Genomic DNA, 19,638 nt, shown 5'->3' on the forward strand with positions numbered 1-19,638 from the left:
GCGGACCCGTGTCCGCGAGATTACGGTGCCCCTTGCGTTAGACGCTCCACCCCCACCGGTGCAGATCCGGCATTCTGTGTCGAAAGGAGCACGTGATGTTCCGCACACCCCCCTTCTCCCGAGGCCGCAGACGGCCACATCCGCAGGACGGCCGAGGCCGGGGCACCGGCCTGAGACGAGCCGTCGCCGTCGTCGGCAGCACCGCGCTGCTGACCACCGGTGGCGTGCTCGCCCTGAGCGCGGCCCCCGCTTACGCCGCCGCCACGGGCGGCAACGGTGCGAGCCTGCCCTACGTCGAGGTGCAGGCTGAGAACTCCGCCACCAACGGCAGCCAGATCGGACCGAGTTGGGCCGCGGGCCAGCTCGGGGACGAGGCGTCGTACCGCAAGGCGGTGACCTTGTCGGGCAGCGGCAAGTACGTCACCTTCACCACCCCGGTGGCGACCAACTCGATCGACTTCCGCTACAGCATTCCCGACGGTTCCGGCGGCTCGGTCTATACCGCCCCGCTGTCCTTCGCCATCAACGGCGCCGCGCAGCCCGACTTCACGCTGACCAACGCCTACAGCTGGTACTACGGCAGCTACCCGTTCACCAACCAGCCCGGCAGCAACCCGCACCACTTCTACGACGAGGTCCACCGGCTGCTTCCGCAGACCTATCCGGCCGGCACCACCTTCACCCTCCAGACCGGCGGCAGCAGCGCCGTCACCACCATCGACTTCGCCGACTTCGAGCAGGTCGGCGCGGCCCTCCCGCAGCCCTCCGGCTCGGTGTCGGTCACCAGCAAGGGCGCCGACGCGACCGGCGGCAGCGACTCGACCGCGGCCTTCAACGCGGCGATCAGCGCGGCCGGTTCCGGCGGCACGGTGTGGATCCCGCCGGGCACGTTCAAGATCCCCGGCCACATCATCGTCAACAACGTCACCGTCGCCGGCGCCGGCATGTGGTACTCGACGGTCACCGGTGCCGCGCCCGGCTTCTACGGCGGCTACCAGCCCTCGCCGAGCAGCAACGTGCACCTGCAGAACTTCGCGATCTTCGGCGATGTGCAGGAGCGCGACGACAGCGCGCAGGTCAACGGCATCGGCGGCGCGCTCAGCAATTCCACGGTCTCCAGCGTGTGGATCGACCACATGAAGGTCGGCGCCTGGATGGACGGGCCGATGGACAAGCTGACCTTCACCGGGATGCGCATCCGCGACACCACCGCCGACGGCATCAACTTCCACGGCGGCGTGACCAATTCGACGGTCACCAACAGCGAGATCCGCAACACCGGTGACGACGGCATCGCGACCTGGGCGGACTCCGCACTGGGCGCCGACGCCAACGACACCATCTCCAACAACACCGTCGAGACCCAGATCCTCGCCAACGGCATCGCGATCTACGGCGGCCACGACAACACCGTCAGCGGCAACCTGGTGCAGGACACCGGCCTCGCGCAGGGCGGCGGCATCCACGTCGGCCAGCGCTTCACCTCCACGCCGGTCGGCACCACCAACATCACCAACAACACCATCATCCGGGCCGGCGGCCTCGACCCGAACTGGCAGTTCGGCGTCGGCGCGCTGTGGTTCGACGGCAGCCAGGGCTCCATCACCGGCCCGATCAACGTCACCAACGCACTGATCGAGCAGAGCCCCTACGAGGCCGTGCAGTGGGTCGAGGGCACGGTCAGCGGGGTCAACCTCAACAACGTGACCATCGCCGGCACCGGCACCTTCGCGTTGCAGGAACAGACCGGCGGCGCCGCGAAGTTCACCAACGTCACCGCGACCGGCGTCGGCGCCTCGACGCCCGTCTACAGCTGCGAGGGCGGCAACTTCGTCGTCACCGACGGCGGCGGCAACTCCGGCATCTCCGGTACTCCGCTGTGCGGCGGCTTCCCCGCCCCGGTCTTCCCGCCCTACCCGGCCAGCGGCGTCACGGCCACCCCGGGCGCGCTCAACTTCGGTTCCGTCGCGACCGGTGCGACCAGCGGCGTGCAGACCGTGACGGTCTCCAACCCGACCGGCGCCGCCGCCGCGGTCTCCGCGCTGTCCGCCTCCGGCGACTTCACGCAGACCAACACCTGCGGTACGTCGGTGCCCGCGAACGGCTCCTGCACCGTCAGCGTCACCTTCAAGCCGACCGCGAACGGGGACCGTACCGGCACCCTGACCGTCACCGCGGGCGGCAACACCAGCACCGTCACCCTGACCGGAACCGGCATCGCGCCGGGGCCGGTGCTCAACACCAACCCGGCGAACCTCTCCTTCGGCGGTACGGTCGTCGGCTCGACGGCCGCCCCGCAGACGGTGACCGTCACCAACTCGGGCACCACCGCGGCCACCGTCTCCGCCGTCGCGGCGACCGGTGACTTCACGCAGACCAACAACTGCGGCGCCCTCGCCGTCGGTTCGTCCTGCGCGGTGACCGTGACCTTCAAGCCGACGGCCGGCGGCACCCGCAACGGGACGCTGACGGTGACCAGCAACGCCAACAACAGCCCGACCACGGTCGCGCTGAGCGGCGCCGGCATCGACAGCAGCACCGACATCGCCGCCGGACGCCCGGCGACGGCGAGTTCCACCAACGGCACCTTCGTCGCCGGCAACGTCACCGACGCGGACGCCTCCACGTACTGGGAGAGCGCCGGCGGCGCCTTCCCGCAGTGGGTCCAGGTCGACCTCGGCCAGAACTACAGCGTCGGCAAGGCCACGTTGAAGCTCCCGCCGTCCACGGCGTGGGCGACGCGTACCGAGACGCTGTCCGTCCAGGGCTCCACCGACGGCAACACGTTCAGCACGCTGGCGCCGTCCTCCGTGCAGACCTTCGACCCCAGCGCCAACAACAACACGGTGACCGTCACCTTCCCGGCGGCCACCGCCCGCTACGTACGGATCAACGTCACCGCCAACTCCGGCTGGAGCGCGGCCCAGCTGTCCGGCCTCCAGGTCTACCCGAGCGGCGGCAGCGGCAACCCGTCCTCGGCGACCCTGGCGGTCACCCCGTCCTCCCTCACCTTCGCCGCCCAGGCGCCCGGCACCACCAGCGGCGCCCAGAACGTGACGGTGACCAACACCGGTACGGCCGCCGCGTCGATCAGCTCGGTCGCCGCGTCGGGCGACTTCGCGCAGACCAACACCTGCGGCAGCTCGCTCGCGGCCAACGCCAGCTGCACCGTCGCGGTGAAGTTCACCCCGACCGCGTCCGGCACCCGCACCGGCACCCTGACGATCAACAGCAACGCGTCCAACAACCCGACCACCGTGGCACTGACCGGCACCGGCACCGGCACGGTCAGCACCAACCTCGCGGCGGGCCGGCCCACCACCGAGTCCAGCCACACCGACGTCTACCCGTCGTCGAACCTGACCGACGGCAACCAGGCCAGCTACTGGGAGAGCGCCAACAACGCCTTCCCGCAGTGGGTCCAGGTCGACCTCGGCTCGGCGCAGAGCGTGAGCAAGGTCGTCCTCCAGCTGCCGGCCGGCTGGGGTTCGCGCAACGAGACGCTGTCGGTCACCGGCAGCACCAACAACAGCACCTTCAGCACCCTCAAGTCGTCCGCGTCCTACGCCTTCACCCCTGGCGCGAACAACACCGTCACGATCACCTTCCCGGCCACCACCCAGCGCTACATCCGGGTGACGGTCACCGCCAACGACGGCTGGCCCGCGGGCCAGCTCTCCGAGGTGCAGGTCTGGAACAGCTGATCCAGGCCCGCTGAACGCCAGTGCCGCCGGGTGCATGGGCACCCGGCGGCACTGTGCATGCGCCACGCCGGCTCATCTGCCGGCCACGACCGCCGCGCGGAACGGCGGGCGGCTCCGTCAGAGGGTGGGGGTGGTGGTGGGGGCCGGGTGGCAGGTGAAGCCGAGGCGGGTGAGGGCGCGGACGACCTCCGTCGTGGTGAAGTCGCGCCGGTCCTGACCGGTGATGATCGCCCCGACCTGCTTGATGGGGTACTGCTTGCGGCCGATGGTCACGGACGCCTCCGTGACCGGCTCCGGCTTGACCCCGCTCATGGATTTCTCGACCTCGTCCTTGATCAGGTCGAATGAGAAGCGGGCGATGACGCAGCGCATGGTGCCTCCGCAGTGTTCGAGGTTCGAGAGGGGGACGTTCAGGACCTACGGCGTGCGGGCCTGCGGCCCCTGGACTGGGTCCGGGAGGCCGACCGCGCCGCGGTGGGCGCCGGGGGCGCGGCCACGGGGACCGGGATGCCGGACGGGGCCTGCGCGCCGGTGATCCGGGTCAGCGCGGCCTCGCCCGAGCGGACCTGGGTGATCTCGGGGGTGATACCGGCCGCGGCCATCAGCCGCGCCATCTCCCGGCGCTGGTGCGGCAGCACGAGGGTGACGACGCTGCCCGACTCGCCCGCGCGGGCGGTACGGCCGCCCCGGTGCAGGTAGTCCTTGTGGTCGCTGGGCGGATCGATGTTGACGACCAGGTCGAGGTCGTCGATGTGGATGCCGCGGGCGGCGACATTCGTGGCGACCAGCGCGGTGACGTCGCCGGTCTTGAAGCGGGCCAGCGTGCGGGTGCGCTGCGGCTGGGACTTGCCGCCGTGCAGGGCCGCCGCCCGTACCCCGCTGTTGAGCAGGTGCGTGGTGAGCCGGTCCACCGCGTGCTTGGTGTCGAGGAAGAGCAGCACCCGACCGTCGCGCGCGGCGATCTCGGTGGTGGTGGCGTACTTGTCGGCGTCGTGCACATGCAGCACGTGGTGCGCCATGGTGGTGACCGCGCCGGCCGCCGGGTCGACCGAGTGCACGACCGGGTCGTTCAGATAGCGCCGCACCAGCAGGTCCACATTGCGGTCGAGGGTGGCGGAGAACAGCATCCGCTGCCCCTGCGGGCGTACCTGGTCCAGCAGCCGGGTGACCTGGGGCATGAAGCCCATGTCGGCCATCTGGTCGGCCTCGTCGAGCACCGTGATGCCGACCTCGTCGAGCCGGCAGTCGCCGCGCTCGATCAGGTCGGCGAGCCGGCCCGGGGTGGCGATCACGATGTCGGCGCCGCGCCGCAGCGCCGTCGTCTGCCGGCCGATGGACATGCCGCCGACCACGGTGGTGAGCCGCAGTTGCAGCGTGCGCGCGTACGGGTTGAGCGCGTCGGTGACCTGCTGGGCCAGTTCCCTGGTCGGGACGAGCACCAGGCCGAGCGGACGGCGCGGCTCCGCGCGGCGGCCGACCTCGGCGGTGCGGACCAGCAGCGCGAGCCCGAAGGCCAGCGTCTTGCCCGAGCCGGTACGGCCCCGGCCGAGCACATCGCGCCCGGCGAGCGTGTTGGGCAGCGTGGCGGCCTGGATCGGGAAGGGCTCGGTCACGCCCAGGCTGGTGAGCACCTTGAGTACCGGCTGGGGTATCCGCAGCTCGGCGAAGGCCGTGACCGCGGGCAGCGCCGGGGTGAGGGTGACCGGCATGGCGAATTCGCCCTGCCGGGCGGGCGCGGGACGGGAGGAGGAGCGCTGTGGCCCGCCGCTGCGGGCGTACCCGCCGCCGCGGCTGCCGCCAGAGCCGCCCGCGGACGTGCCGGAACCGCGGGATCCGCCGGTTCCGCGCGCCCCGCGTGTCGTGCGGGAATACCGTTCGTTGTCACGAGCCTGACGATTCATGCAAGCCTTTCCTCGATGCGGCGCGTATCGAGGAATTCCCGGTGCGGCGGATGTGTCGTGCGCCGCGGTGCGGGGAATTGCAGGAACGGGCCGGAACACGAACCCGGGTCCGCACCGAAGGTGCGGACCCGGATGTGCTGATGCGGGGTGCGTCAGGCGGGAACGATGTTCTCGGCCTGGGGACCCTTCTGGCCCTGGGTGACGTCGAAGGTCACCTTCTGGCCTTCCTGCAGCTCACGGAAGCCGGAGGCAGAGATGTTGGAGTAGTGGGCGAAGACGTCGGCGCCGCCGCCGTCCTGCTCGATGAAGCCGAAGCCCTTTTCCGCGTTGAACCACTTCACGGTGCCAGTAGCCATTTTTCTAAATTCTCCTTGGGGCAATACCGCCGGGCCCGCACTGCGCAAACCCGGTGTCGCCGAGATGATTACCCCGTCCGGAGATTTGCACACCGGAATCAAAGCTATGGGAACCACGACTGCAACTGCTTCCACCGTAGCACGGCGCAACCGGGCAGGCGCGGGATGTCATTTCGCTGAGCCCGCCGTGCCATAAACTCTCATCGGCGGTTTCGACAATTTCTGCCGTGGCGGGCACAGAAATGTTCAGCTGGTGCCGTCAGCCGGGTGCTCGCCGGACGGCAGTCGGCCGCGCATCTCGTCGTTGAGCCGCTTGGCCTCCTCCAGCTGGTCCTCCAGGATGACGATCCGGCACGCGGCCTCGATCGGCGTACCGGCGTCGACCAGCTCGCGGGCCCGGGCGGCAATCCGCAGCTGGTAACGGGAGTAGCGGCGGTGACCGCCCTCGGAGCGCAGCGGGGTGATCAGCCTGGCCTCGCCGATGGCCCGCAGAAAGGTCGGGGTGGCGCCGATCATCTCGGCGGCGCGACCCATCGTGTACGCCGGGTAGTCGTCGTCGTCAAGCCGGTCGGCGGTCCGCGGCGAGTGTTCAGGGGGCACTTACACCTCTTGGGGGATGCGCCGGGCTTGGCCCGGCCGCACTAGGAAGCCTACCGGGCCGACGGCAGCATTTCACGTCCGCCCGGTGCCGTTCCGCGGCGCACCCGTGACGTGCGGTGCGGATCGTCACCCCAGGTGCGTAAAGCCGTCTGCCTCGCGGAGCCCCCGCGGGCCGAAGGCCCCGCGCGCCACCGACCCGGCGACGGAGCCCACGGCCCCCGGCGGCACGAAGGCCCGCAGGCCCCGACCGGCGAGCGGTCGGGGCCTGCGGGGAGGCGCGTACGTCCAGAGGCGCGCAAGCGCCCAGAGCGCGGACGTCAGGAGAGCGGGCGATCAGGAGGAGCGGGTGATCAGGATTCGACCCACGACGACCACGCCATGTTCCAGCCGTTGAGCCCGTTGCTCGGGGGGATGACCTTGTCGGGGGAGTTGACGACCTGGACGACGTCGCCGATCAGCGAGTTGTCGTAGAACCAGGCGGCCGGGGTGGTCGGGTCGCCGCCGCCCTTGACGTCGCGCAGGCCGACGCAGCCGTGGCTGGTGTTCTCGTGGCCGAAGGTGGAGGCGGGCCGCCAGTAGTTGCCGTGCGCGAAGGTGCCGGAGTCGGACAGCCGCATGCCGTGCGGGACGTCCTTGATGCGGTAGGCGTTGCCCAGACCCACGGTCTGCGAGTCCATGTCCACCACCTTGTCCTTCTCCTCGATCACCATCTTGCCGTTGTAGGTGGTGTGGTCGGCGTCACCGAGGCTGGTGGGGTAGGTCTTGAGGAGCTTGCCGTCGCGGTAGATCGTCAGCATCTTGGTCTTGTTGTCCGCGACGGAGGTCTGCGAGCGGCCGATGGTGAAGGTGACGTCCTTGTACTGGGCCCCGTAGACGCCCTTGGAGGTCTTCACGCCGTCGAGCTTGAGGTGGAGCGTGACCTTGGTGCCGGCCGCCCAGTAGTTCTCGGGGCGGAAGTCGATGCGCTGGGAGCTGAACCAGTGGCCCTCGACGGGGACGCTCGGCTCGGCGGTGACGGTGACCGCGTGGCGTACGTCGGCCTGGTTGGTGACCGGCTTGTTGAAGCGGATCGACACCTCCATGCCCACGCCGTACGTCTTGCCCGAATCGACGTTGAAGATGCCGTAGTTGGTGGCGGAGGCGGTCGGCTTCACGGTGGTGAACGCCGACTGCTGGCTGGCGGCCTTGCCATCGGTGTCCGTGGCGGTGGCGGAGACGGAGTAGTGCGTGTTGGTGCGCAGGGTGCCCTTCGGCGTCCAGCTGCCGCCGTCGGCGGATATCGCGCCGTCGACCGGGGTGCCGTCCTGCGAGGTCACCGCGACCTTGGTCAGCTTGCCCTTGGCGGCCGAGACCTTCAGCGCGCCCGAGGTGTCCACCCCGGTGGCACCGTTCGCCGGCAGCACGGTGAGGGCCGCCTGCGAGCCGTTCGCCGGGGCCGAGCCGTTCGCCGAGCCGTTCTTGCCGTCCGCGCCGGAATGCGCGTCGGCGTCGCCCCCGCAGGCCGCGGCGCCGAGCAGTACGGCGCCCAGCGCGAGCGCCATCAGCCCTCTCCTGCCGCGCGCGCTCCGTACGCCCCAGGTGCGCCGGCCGCCGGCAGCGGCCCCCTCCACCCCGGTGGCGGTGTCGGCCGCCGTCTGCTCCGTCATCACTCGTGTCTCCCCATTTCCGCAAAGGTCGCACTCTAGGAGACCGCATCCCGGGTCCGCGGTTGCGGCTGTTGCATGACTGATACGTCACGTCCCCCGGAGCGATTCAGCCGGGGTGCCGTCCGCGCACGCGGGCCGCGCCCGCGCGCTGCGGGCCGGCCCCGCCTCCGCACAGCACCCCGCAGAGTCTCCCGCACTGCGGCTCCTAGCCGGAGGACGTTTCGGCGGGCGGCTTTGTTCCGTAAACGTTGCCGGTTCTCTTGACAGCGCGGAGGGCAGGGGAAGACTCTCCTGAGAGCGCTCTCACCTCCCCCCAACCCGGTACCGCGGCAAGGCCAGTTGCGGTACCGCCCCCCACAGGAGAAGGAGTACGTCCGCATGTCGATCAGAGGCAAGCGTTTGCGGCCACCGGGCCGCGGACCGGTCAGGCGGTTCGGGATCGGGCTGCTGGCCGCGACGGCCGTGGCGGCCGTCACACTGGCGGGCTCAGGTCAGGCGTCCGCGTCCGGTCCGGCGTCCGCGCCCGCCCGGGCCGCCGCCGTACAGCCGGCCGCGGCCCACCCGGCCGCCGTGAAGCCGGCCGCCGTGCCCGCCGCGCCGGCCGGCTTCACCACCACCTGGAGCGACGACTTCAACGGTGCCGCCAACACCGGTCTGAACACCGACACCTGGCGTTACGACGCGGGCGCCGGCTGGACCTTCGGCACCGGCGAGATCGAGACGATGACCAACAGCACGGCCAACGTCTACCAGGACGGCAGCGGCCACCTGGTGCTCAAGGCCCTGCACACCGGCACCGACCCGGCTGCCAACTGGACCTCGGGCCGGGTCGAGACCCAGGCGGACGGCTTCGGCGCGCAGCCGGGCGGCGTCGTACGGATGCAGGCGTCCATCCAGCAGCCCAACGTGACCACCGCCAACGGCGCGGGCTACTGGCCCGCGTTCTGGATGCTGGGCTCCCCGCTGCGGGTCGGCGTGCCGTGGCCGGGGTCGGGCGAGGTCGACATCCTGGAGGACATCAACGGCCGCAGCTCCGTCTTCGGCACCCTGCACTGCGGTGTCGGCTCCGGCGGCCCCTGCAACGAGACCAGCGGTGTCGGCAGTGGCGAACACGCCTGCGCCGGCTGCCAGACCGGCTACCACACCTACGCGGTGGAGGTCGACCGCTCGACCTCTCCCGAGCAGATCCGCTGGTACCTGGACGGCGCCAACTACTTCACCCTGCGCTCCGACCAGGTGGACGCGGCGGCCTGGGCCAACGCGGTCGACCACAGCTTCTACATCATCTTCGACCTGGCGATCGGCGGCGGCTTCCCCGCGGCCTTCGGCGGCGGCCCCAACGCCGCCACCGTCTCCGGCGGTCAGATGAACATCGACTACGTGGCCGTCTACAACAAGTCGCCCGACCACGGCACCAACATCGCCAAGGGCAAGCCGACCACGTCCTCGTCCAACGAGAGCGCGACCTTCCCGGCGTCCAACGCCACCGACGGCGACATCACCACCCGCTGGTCGAGCGGCTTCTCCGACCCGCAGTGGCTCCAGGTCGACCTGGGCCAGAACTACAACGTCAACCACGCGACGCTCACCTGGGAGGCGGCGGCCGCATCCGCCTACCAGTTGCAGACGTCCACCGACGGCACCAACTGGACCACCGTCTACACCAACAACAACAGTCCGGCCGACATCCAGGACACCAACCTGTCGGTGACCGCCCGCTACGTCAGGGTCTACGCCACCGCCAGATCCTCGCAGTACGGCGACTCGCTGTACGAGATCGCCCTGTTCGGCAGCCCGTCCTCGGGCGGCGGCGACCCGGGCGGCGGCCCGGCGACCCTGCTGTCGCAGGGGAAGACGGCGACCGCGTCGTCGACCGAGAACGTCGGCACCCCGGCGTCCGCGGCCGTGGACGGCAACACCGGCACCCGCTGGTCGAGCGCCTTCTCCGACCCGCAGTGGCTCCAGGTCGACCTCGGCGCCAGCCACAGCATCAGCCAGGTCGTCCTCAACTGGGAGACGGCGGCGGGCAAGGCCTTCCAGATCCAGACCTCGCCCGACGGCGCCAACTGGACCACCGTCTACAGCACGACGACCAGCACCGGCGGCACCCAGACCATCCCGGTCACCGGCACCGGCCGCTACGTCCGGATGAACGGCACCGTCCGCACCACGCAATACGGCTACTCGCTCTGGGAGTTCCAGGTCTACGGCACCTGATCCCCGGCTCGCGCCGCCCCGCTCCGGTACGGCCGCCACCTCGGCGGCGGGCGTACCGGAGCGGTTGCGCGTGCGGCGGCCCCCGGCATCCGAGCGGCCTTCGAGCGCCCCGGCCGGAAGCACGTGCCGCCCACCCGTTCGGACCCGCCGCGCTGGCGGGCGGGGTCGGGGGCGCCCACGATGGCCGGGGTAGCCGTACCGGCCCGGGCGCGGCACCGCCGACCCTGGAGAGCGATGTGGACGTCTTCCCGCCCCTGCCGCTGGAATCCTGGCGGGACACGAAGGAGACGCTGCACCGCTTCGTGCAGATCGTCGGCAAGATCCGGCTGGCCGCCAGTCCGCGCCGCAACCACTGGTGGAACGTGCCGTTCCATCTGACCGGGCAGGGCATCACCACCCGGCCGATGGGGCCGATCCGCGGCGGCGACGCCTTCTGCGTTGACTTCGACTTCGTCGCGCACCGCCTCGTGGTGCGGACGCTGTCCGGCCGGCAGACGTCCTTCCCGCTCGCGGAGCGCTCGGTCGCCGACTTCTACCGGGACACCGTCACCGCGCTCATCGCGCTCGACATCGACGCGGCGCCGCAGCACCCGTACCCCTACGACCTGCCGGACGCGCGGCGGCCGTTCGCTGAGGACCACGAGCACCGCAGCTACGACCCGGCCGCGGTCACCCGCTACTGGCGGGTCCTGAGCCAGGTCAATCTGCTGCTGGAGGAGTACGCGGCCGGCTTCTCCGGCAAGACCAGCCCGGTGCACCACTTCTGGCACACCTTCGACATCGCGGTGACCCGGTTCTCCGAGCGCGAGATCGCCCCGCCCGCCGACGCCGACCCGGTCACCCGGGAGGCGTACTCGCGCGAGGTGATCAGCGCCGGGTTCTGGTTCGGCGACGACAGCGTGCCCGCGCCCGCCTTCTACTCCTACACCGCGCCCGAGCCCCCCGGCCTGGCCGACCGGCCGCTGCACCCGGGCTCCGCCCAGTGGTCGGCCGCCCGCGGCAGCCACATCGCGCTGCTGATGTACGACGACGCCCGGGCCGCCGACGACCCCTGGGCCACCACCCTGGGCTTCCTGGACAGCGCCTACCGCGCCGGAGCTGAGCTGACCCACTGGGAGCGCCGCCGCGAGTGCCCGGGCGGCATCACCGACCCGCGGCTGCGGGCGGCGCCCGCCGCGGGCTGACGCGGGCGGCCGGCGCGGGTGACGCGGACGGCCCCGCTGTCCGCCGGAGGGCGGGCAGCGGGGCCGTCGTCGTACGCGGCCGGCTCTCTCAGTTGGTGTAGTAACCGAAGAGGTCGGCGATCACCGCGACGGAACCGGCGTTGACGTGGAAGTCGACCTTCCCGTTGATCACCGGGACCGTGACGAGGTTGGCGACGATCTCGCCCTTCGTCCAGTTGAGGCTGGACGAGGACGGCCGGGCCGCTCCGTCGGGCCACACGGTGAGCACACCGCTGCCGGTGCCGTTGGCGACCGTCACGTTGAGCACGACCGCCTTGGCGCCGGTCACCACGTTGCCGTCGTTGAGGTTCAGCGACAGGTCCTTGGTGGAGGCGAGCGGACCGATCGCCGGCGCGCCGTTGCCGTAACGGGTGTCGAGCACCCGGCTCGGGCCCGCGGAGTGGAACTTCGCGCCCGCGCTGTCCGCCGAGTAGTAGCCGAAGACGTCGGCCACGAAGTGCACCGTGCCGCTGCTGGAGTTGAACAGGTCCACCTTGCCGTTCGCGCCGATCGGCAGCACCACCAGGTTCGGACGCGTCTCGCCCTTCACCCAGTTGATGTTGGACGAGGTCGGCTGCGTCGTGCCGTCCGGGTACGCGATCAGGTGGCCGGTCGCGGTCGGGGCGGTGGCCGTCACGTTCAGGATGACGGCCGAGGCGCCCGTGGCCGGGACACCGGCGGTGCCGGCGATCTGCACCGCCACCGCGGAGTTGGACTTGACCGGCGTGGTCGTCGGCGTCCCGATGTGCGAGCGGGTGTCCAGCACGCGGGCCGGGCCGACCGGGGTGTAGGTGGCGCCGGTCGCCGAGGTGGAGAAGTAGCCGAAGACGTCGGCCACGAAGTGGACCGTGCCGCCGCTGGCGTTGTAGAGGTCCACCTTGCCGCCCGTCCCGACCGGCACGGTGACCAGGTTCGGGATGATCTGCCCCTTGAGCCAGTTGAGGTTCGAGGAGGTGGGGCGGGTCGTGCCGTGCGGGTACGCGATCAGGTGACCGGTCGCCGTCGGCGAGACCGCGGTGGTGTTGAGCACCACGGAGGTGACGACGGAGCCGGCCGGCGGGTTGACGCCGCCCGCGCCGGTGACCTGGAGCGCCACCGCGGAGTTGGCCTTGACCGGCGTGGTCGTGGACACCCCGACGTGGTAGCGGGTGTCGAGGATGCGGGCCGGGTTCACCGAGGTGAAGGTGCCGGCCGGCTGCTGCGGAACCGCCTTGCACAGCGCGGGGATGATGCTGCGGGCCTTCGGGGTGCCCAGGCCCGTGGTGAGGTCGTAACCGGTGCCGGCGTAGTAGCCGGAGGTCGGACCGTCGTCGGTGGGCAGGTAGTTGTCGCCGTCGACGATGTCACGGAAGGCGGTCGCCGGGAGCTTGTACAGCGCCGGGTTGATCCAGCCCACCGGGCCGTCCGCCGCGCACGACAGGTCCAGGTCGGCCTGCGCGACCAGGGCTGCCCAGGTCGGCGAGGCGCCGGAGGTGCCGCCGATGATGCCCCAGTCCTGCGAGCCGTCCGGCTCCTGGCCGTTGGCGATCAGGTAGCCGGTGTTGGGGTCGCCGAGCGCGGCGACGTCCGGAACCTGCCGGCACTTCTGCCCCGTCCCGGTCTCGCACGCGTTGACGTAGCCCGGGCCGTTGACGCCGGCCTGGAAGCCGGACGTACCGTCCTGCGTCACGTAGGTGGACACGCCGCCACCGGTGGCGCCGTAGTAGCCGTCGTTCCAGGTCGACTGGCCGGCGCCGTTCGCGCCGGTCATGGTGGTGCCGCCGACGCCGAGGACGTACGGCTGGCTCGCCGGGTCGTCCACGGACAGCGCACCGCTGTTCGCGGTGCCGTTGAAGGCGCAGTCGCCGGAACCGCTGTCACCGGACGCGGCCGTGACCGTCTGGCCCTGGGCCGCCGCCTGCTGGAAGACCAGGTTCTCGGCCGCCATGAAGGGCGCGGACGTGTCCTGCTCGCAGCTGCCCCAGCTGGTGGAGATCACCTGGGCGCGGTTGTCCGTCACCATCTTCTGGTAGACGTCCAGGATGTTCTGGTACGTGACGGGCGCCGGGTTGCCCTGCGCGTCGGTGATGTCGGGGCCCTGGTAGACGACCAGCGAGGCCTGCGGGACGAGCCCGATCAGGTCCTCGATGTCCAGCGCGGACTCCGAGCCGATGAACAGCGACGCGTTCGCCGCCACCTTCGGGCCGCCGTCCACCTTGACCGCGCTGACCGGCACGTTGGTGCCGTAGCAGGACTGGTAGGCGGCGACGTCCTTGGCGCTGTAGCTCTCCAGCTCGAAGATGCCCACGGTCACGCCGGTGCCGACGTTCGGCTCGTCCGCCATGCCGTACGCGCCCGCCAGCGAGCGGGCGCTCCAGTACTGCTGGGTGTCGTTCCAGCCGATGCCGGCCGCGCCGTTCTTGATGCTGCTGCACAGCGCCGGCGTCTTGCCGTTGATCCGCGGCGCGACGGACGTACCGCCGGAGGCGCTCGGGGAGGCGGTGAACTTCTTCTTCTGCTTCACCGAGAGGTGCGAGCGCACCGGGGCCGTCGTGGTCAGGCCGGTCACCGCGGTGATGGCGGGTGCCACGTCGCCCTGGACGGACGGGGCGACGGTGTTCGTCACACCGGTACGGCCCTCGCGGTCACGGAAGCCGGTGAAGCCGGTGCGGAAAGCTTTCTCTGCTGCGCCGACCGTGGTGTGCACCGGCAGGGTCAGACCGTCGGACTCCAGCGCTCCCGTGGTCAGCCCCTGGGTCTTCAGGGCCGCGCGGACCCGGGCCACGGTGGCGTCGGTGGCACCGAAGGACGAGCTGAACTGCCCGGTCTTCAGGTACTGGTGGTAGAGCGGTGAGCCCGGCGTCGAGACGTCGGTGATGAACTTCTTCAGGCCGGCCGGGTCGCGCGGCGACAGCACGACGCTCAGGTCGAGCGAGGTGTCGCCGGCGGGAGCGGCGGTGCGCACGGCGCCGGCCGGCAGCGTCGGGGCGGGGCCGACGCGCTGCGGCGCCGGGGCCGGCGTGCTGTCGGCCGCGGCCACCGGTGCGATCGCGGCGACCATCGCCAGGGCGGTGGCGGCCACCACGCCGCCGGGCAGCGCGCTGCGGTAGCGGGAACGGGCGCGTATCGCCCCTGTCCCGGTGCGGGACGCCGCGTCGCGGGCAGGAATGCCCATGCAGTTTCTCCTTCGTCGTACGAATCAGCTGGCCGTCCGGGCACGGCGATACGACAGAGGGGCCGCCCGTCGCATGACGGCGGCGTTCGAGTTCGTGATCCCCCCAGGCGCGGATGTCGGCCGGGCCGACCCGTGCTGGTTGTGCAGAAGCCCCCTGTGGCATCACCCGGGAGGAAGGACGGCCTGCCCTTCCCGCCGTGAGACTGCCAGCGTTGCTTTGTATCAGCTGTGGCGGCCGGGATGTCGAACGGGGTGCCGAATATTACCTGCTTTTGGTGAATGCCGTCCGGCGTCCCCCTGCCCCCCGCCCCACCGCCGGACCTGCCGGATCCCGCATTCCGGCTCAGTACTGCCAGTGCGGCTTGCCCGATTTCATCCGGCATGTGATCGAGCGGCCCTGAGCGTCGGTCGTCGTCCTGCCGAGGTCGGCCTTCCGGCAGAACTGCCCCGCCTTGTAGCAGTTCCCCGCGTTGGAACGAATACTGCACGCCCCGCCGGCGGCCGGCGCCGAGGTGTGGTGCACGGCCGGCGCGCTGGTGTGGTGGACGGCGGGTGCGGTCGTGCGGTGGACCGCGGGCGCGGTGGTGCGGTGCACGGAAGGCGCGGTGGTGCGGCGGGTGGTGGCTTTGGCACTCGTCGTGACCGGGACGCCCGCCGGGCTCGTGGACGCCGGGGCGCTCGGCGACGGCGATATGGAGCCCGTGGCGGACGGGGAGGCCGACGCGGTGGTGGCCGACGGTGACACGTACGTCGTGACCGTACGCGTCGTCGGTGCGGCGCTTCCCGTGTCCTGGACCCCGGCCGGTCCGCACGCGGCGAGCGTGAGCGCGGCGAACCCGGTGACGATGGCAACTGCTGTGCGACTGACGTTCATGCCCGGCACCGTAGATCGCGCCCGCCGCCGCCCGCGGCGGAATCAGGGCGGCTACGCACCGTGTGACCAGGGAGCTAGACGAGACGCTCGAATACGGCGTACGCGCCCATGGCCCCCGGCGGCCTTCGGGTGGCGCGGAGGGGGCGGGGGGCTGGTCGTGGGGGTGGGTGGGCGGGTGATACTCGGTGCGGGGGTACGAGAGGTCCGGCGGTCGGGGCGGGGATCGGGAGTGGGTGCGGTGGCGGAGGGCTACCCGTCGGCGGGGCGGGCCGCGGCTGCCCGTACGGCCGGGCCGGGGAGCGTCGTCGACCGGCGGCGGCTGCTCGCGCGGCTGCCCGAACTCGCCGCGGGCGAGGCTGCCTTCCTGCCCGCGGAGCCGCCCCGGGCGGGGCGGATGGCGTTCTGGACGCCCGGCGGCGAACCGCCCGATCTCGGAGTCGCGCCCGAGGACGTCACCGTGGCCGGGGCGGACGGCGAGCCCGCGCGGGTGGCCGCCGTCGTGCTGCCGGTGGACCAGGCGCTGCCGCTGCTGACCCGGTGCCGGGCGCTCGGGGCGGACGGCAGCGGGCGGGCGTCGGCCAGCGCCGCCTTCTGGGGCGCGGCGGCCGTGCTCGGGCTGGGGCTGCTCGCCCGGGGCCGGGTGGCGGCCGGGGTGTCGCCGGGCGGCTCCGACGCGTGGCGGATCGGCCCGCTGGACGACGCCGACCGCAGGCGGCTGGACGCGCTCGCCGCCGGTACGCCCTCGGGCGCCGCCGAGCCCGGAGCGCAGCTCCCGGCCTTCCTGGACGCCGTCGCCGACGCGCTCACCCGGACCCCGCTCATCCGTACGCCGGTCGCCCGTGAGGCGGTGCGCGCGCCGGAGGACCGCCGGCCGGTGGCGGCCGACGAGGACCGCGGTCCCGGCCTTGAGGTGTCGCTGCGGCTGGAGCTGGGCGCGGAGGACTGCCTCGCGGTGGTGCAGCTGCGCAGCCTTGCCGATCCCGCGGCGCTGGCCGACGCGGCCGACCTGTGGTCGGGAAGCGTCGGCGCCCCCGAACTGTTCGGCCCGCAGGCCCGGTCGGACACGCTGCGGGCGCTGCGCCGGGCGGCCCGTGTCTGGCCGCCGGCCCGCCGCCTGCTGGACGCCGCCGCGCCGACCGGCCTGGAACTGTCCGACGAGGAGGCCGGGGCGCTGCTGGGCGCGGCGGCAACCCGTTTGGCCGCGGCGGGAATTGCCGTGCACTGGCCGAAGGAGCTGGTACGCGGGCTGACCGCCACCGGGGTCCTGGAACCCGCCCGCGAGGGGACGCGGTCCTCCGCCGAGACCTTCCTGGCCTCCGGCGGCCTGCTGGACTTCCGCTGGCGGGTCGCGCTCGGCGAAATGGAGCTGTCCGAGGCGGAGTTGGAGCGGCTGGTGCTGGCGCACCGCCCGATCGTGCGGCTGCGCGACCGCTGGGTGGTCGTGGACCCGGAGCTGGTCCGTCGGCTGCGCCGGGCCGCGCGGTCCAGGAGGGCGCCGCTGACCGCGATCGAGGCGCTGGGCGCGGCTCTGACCGGCAGCGTCGAGGTGGACGGCGAGCGGGTGGCGGTCACGGCCGGGGGCGTACTGGAGGAGCTGCGGGCGCTCGTCGCCGAACCGGAGCCGCGTACTGCCGGGCAGCAGCCGCGTACCGACGCCGGGCCCGGCGCCCGGGCCGCGTACGAGACCCTGCCCGCCCCGAAGGCCCTCGCCGGGACGCTGCGGGACTACCAGCTCCGGGGTCTGGACTGGCTGGACCGGATGACCTCGCTCGGCCTCGGCGGCTGCCTGGCCGACGACATGGGCCTGGGCAAGACCGTCACCCTCATCGCACTCCACCTGCGCCGCCAGGAGCGCGCGGCCACCGCCGGCCCGACCCTGGTCGTCTGCCCGGCCTCGCTGCTCGGCAACTGGGAGCGCGAGATCCGCCGGTTCGCCCCGGCCGCCGCCGTACACCGCTTCCACGGCCCCGGCCGCGACCTCACCGACGTGGAGGCGAACAGCTTCGTGCTGACCACGTACGGGACGATGCGGCGCGACGCCGACCGCCTCGCCGCGCACCCGTGGGGGCTGCTCGTCGCCGACGAGGCCCAGCACGTCAAGAACCCGCACGCCCGCACCGCCCAGGCGCTGCGCGGCATCCCCTCGCGCGGCAGGGTCGCGCTGACCGGCACCCCGGTCGAGAACAACCTGTCCGAGCTGTGGGCGCTGCTCGACTGGACCACCCCCGGCCTGCTCGGCACGCTCCCCGCCTTCCGCGACCGCTACGCCCGCGCCGTCGAGGGCGACCGCGACACCCGGACCGCCGCGCAACTGGCCGCGCTGGTACGCCCCTTCCTCCTGCGCCGCCGCAAGTCCGACCCGGGCATCGCACCCGAACTGCCGCCCAAGACCGAGACCGACCGGCCGGTGTCCCTCACGAAGGAGCAGGTCTCCCTCTACGAAGCCCTGGTCCGCGAGCTGATGACCGAGATCGAGGGCAGCGGAGGCATGGCGCGACGCGGCCTGGTGATGAAGCTGCTCACCGGCCTGAAGCAGGTCTGCAACCACCCCGCCCAGTTCCTCAAGGAGCCGGCGGGCGCGAAACTGCCGGGCCGCTCCGGCAAGTTGCGGCTGCTGGACGACCTGCTGGACACGATCCTGGCCGAGGACGACTCCGCCCTGGTCTTCACCCAGTACGTGGCCATGGGGCGGCTGATCGAACGCCACTTGGCGGACCGCGGTGTGAACACCCTGTTCCTGCACGGCGGTACGGCGGTCCGCCGCCGTGAGCGGATGGTCGACGCCTTCCAGGCCGGCGAGAGGCGGGTCTTCCTGCTGTCGCTCAAGGCCGCGGGCACGGGCCTGAACCTCACCCGGGCCGGCCATGTCATCCACTACGACCGCTGGTGGAACCCGGCCGTCGAGGACCAGGCCACCGACCGCGCCTACCGCATCGGGCAGACCCGGCCCGTCCAGGTGCACAGGCTCGTCGCCGAGGGCACCGTCGAGGACCGGGTCGCCCAACTCCTGCGGCAGAAGAGAGAACTGGCCGACTCGGTGCTGAGCGCGGGCGAGGCGGCGTTCAGCGAACTGAGCGACGCCGACCTGGCGGGCCTGGTCGCCCTGCGCTCAGCGGGCCGGCGGTGACCGGCTCAGGCCGCCGCGTCCTGCTTCGTCGCCACCACGTACACACTCGCCCACTCCCGCTTCGGGTTCGCGATCGCCGGGTCGAAGGCCCACGGCTCGACCCGGGTGAAGCCCGCCTGGGTGAAGAGCTGGACGAGCTTGTCGAAGTCGTAGGCCCAGTAGTGGGGGTTGTAGGTGGGGTCGTCGTCCTGGTCGCGGAAGACGTAGTTGATCAGGTCGAGGTAGGTGGCGATGTCCTCGCGGCAGGTGCGGTGGGCGTACCAGCGGTCGATCATCTCGGCCGCCTCGGCCGCGGGTGCCGGGTACGGGCCCAGGACATGGGCGGCGTCCGGTACGCCGGTGACCAGCCGCCCGCCCGGGGCCATGACGCGGTGGGCCTCGCGGGCGAAGTGCTGGGCCGAGCGCGGGTAGTCGAGGTGTTCGAGGAAGTGCTCGGAGAACAGGAAGCGCACGCTGGCGTCGTGCAGCGGAATGCCCTCGCGCACGTCCCACACCAGGTCGGCGGGCGGTATCGCGTCGATGTTGAAGAAGCCGTCGATGCGGTGGGCGCCGCCGCCGATCTGGACCGTGCCGGGAGTGCCGTCGATCCGGCCGTCGGGCCAGGCCGCCCGGCCGGCCCGGTGGTGGGCGGCGAGGTCGAGCTCCTTGGCCGTGGCCCGCAGCGTACGGGCGAGGCCGTGCGGGGTGGCCGGGTCGGCCAGCAGGGCTCGGAGGCGGTGCGCGAAGTCGTCGGGGTCGCCGGGAGCGGCGCCGGTGTCGGTGTCGGTGTCGGTGTCGGGGCGTGCGGTATCACGGTGGCTGGTCGTCATGGTGTCCTCGCGTGGTCGCGGGCGGAA

12 protein-coding genes are annotated in these 19,638 nt (G+C 72.0%); 4 read left to right on the forward strand and 8 right to left on the reverse strand.

The window, feature by feature from the left end; translation table 11 throughout:
• Nucleotides 1–95: 95 nt before the first annotated feature.
• The gene (locus tag OHA86_RS20995) at nucleotides 96–3,704 is read left to right on the forward strand and encodes a choice-of-anchor D domain-containing protein (RefSeq protein ID WP_329177509.1); all 3,609 of its coding nucleotides are present in this window, start codon (nucleotides 96–98) and stop codon (nucleotides 3,702–3,704) included.
• Nucleotides 3,705–3,821: 117 nt separating this feature from the next.
• Here OHA86_RS20995 and OHA86_RS21000 read toward each other — a convergent pair whose 3' ends face one another.
• From OHA86_RS21000 to OHA86_RS21020, 5 genes are all read right to left on the reverse strand, one after another.
• Entirely contained in the window at nucleotides 3,822–4,076 is a 255-nt protein-coding gene (locus OHA86_RS21000; protein WP_073494971.1) for an SCO5918 family protein, read from the reverse strand.
• A 38-nt stretch (nucleotides 4,077–4,114) separates the two neighbouring features.
• Nucleotides 4,115–5,605 carry a DEAD/DEAH box helicase gene (locus OHA86_RS21005; RefSeq protein WP_329177512.1) on the reverse strand — a complete coding sequence of 497 codons (1,491 nt, stop codon included), beginning with the start codon at nucleotides 5,603–5,605 and terminating at the stop codon, nucleotides 4,115–4,117.
• Between the two features lie 152 nt (nucleotides 5,606–5,757).
• Nucleotides 5,758–5,961: a cold-shock protein gene (locus OHA86_RS21010; protein WP_329177513.1), complete on the reverse strand. Its 204-nt coding sequence runs from the start codon at nucleotides 5,959–5,961 to the stop codon at nucleotides 5,758–5,760.
• A 246-nt stretch (nucleotides 5,962–6,207) separates the two neighbouring features.
• Entirely contained in the window at nucleotides 6,208–6,561 is a 354-nt protein-coding gene (locus tag OHA86_RS21015) for a MerR family transcriptional regulator (RefSeq protein ID WP_329177515.1), read from the reverse strand.
• A gap of 350 nt (nucleotides 6,562–6,911) precedes the next feature.
• Nucleotides 6,912–8,207, reverse strand: a complete 1,296-nt coding sequence (locus OHA86_RS21020) for a L,D-transpeptidase (RefSeq protein WP_443071791.1) — start codon at nucleotides 8,205–8,207, stop codon at nucleotides 6,912–6,914.
• Between the two features lie 378 nt (nucleotides 8,208–8,585).
• On the opposite strand from OHA86_RS21020, the gene OHA86_RS21025 reads away from it, so the two are divergent.
• Nucleotides 8,586–10,424, forward strand: coding sequence for a galactose-binding domain-containing protein (locus tag OHA86_RS21025; protein ID WP_329177517.1), 1,839 nt, complete (start codon nucleotides 8,586–8,588; stop codon nucleotides 10,422–10,424).
• Nucleotides 10,425–10,660: 236 nt separating this feature from the next.
• Nucleotides 10,661–11,608, forward strand: a complete 948-nt coding sequence (locus OHA86_RS21030) for a DUF5996 family protein (RefSeq protein WP_329177519.1) — start codon at nucleotides 10,661–10,663, stop codon at nucleotides 11,606–11,608.
• An 88-nt stretch (nucleotides 11,609–11,696) separates the two neighbouring features.
• Here OHA86_RS21030 and OHA86_RS21035 read toward each other — a convergent pair whose 3' ends face one another.
• Together OHA86_RS21035 and OHA86_RS21040 are read right to left on the reverse strand one after the other, a co-directional pair.
• Complete coding sequence (locus OHA86_RS21035; RefSeq protein WP_329177521.1) at nucleotides 11,697–14,801, reverse strand: S53 family peptidase; 3,105 nt, start codon at nucleotides 14,799–14,801, stop codon at nucleotides 11,697–11,699.
• Nucleotides 14,802–15,144: 343 nt separating this feature from the next.
• On the reverse strand, nucleotides 15,145–15,675 hold the full coding sequence (locus OHA86_RS21040; RefSeq protein WP_329177522.1) for a hypothetical protein: 531 nt from the start codon (nucleotides 15,673–15,675) through the stop codon (nucleotides 15,145–15,147).
• Nucleotides 15,676–15,904: 229 nt separating this feature from the next.
• Between OHA86_RS21040 and OHA86_RS21045 the strand changes: the two genes are divergently transcribed.
• Complete coding sequence (locus tag OHA86_RS21045) at nucleotides 15,905–18,802, forward strand: DEAD/DEAH box helicase (protein WP_443071792.1); 2,898 nt, start codon at nucleotides 15,905–15,907, stop codon at nucleotides 18,800–18,802.
• A gap of 5 nt (nucleotides 18,803–18,807) precedes the next feature.
• On the opposite strand, the gene OHA86_RS21050 is transcribed toward OHA86_RS21045, so the two are convergent.
• Nucleotides 18,808–19,611, reverse strand: a complete 804-nt coding sequence (locus OHA86_RS21050; protein ID WP_329177523.1) for a class I SAM-dependent methyltransferase — start codon at nucleotides 19,609–19,611, stop codon at nucleotides 18,808–18,810.
• Between the last annotated feature and the right edge of the window lie 27 nt (nucleotides 19,612–19,638).

This window comes from Streptomyces sp. NBC_01477, assembly GCF_036227245.1.
Classification (GTDB): Bacteria; Actinomycetota; Actinomycetes; order Streptomycetales; family Streptomycetaceae; genus Actinacidiphila.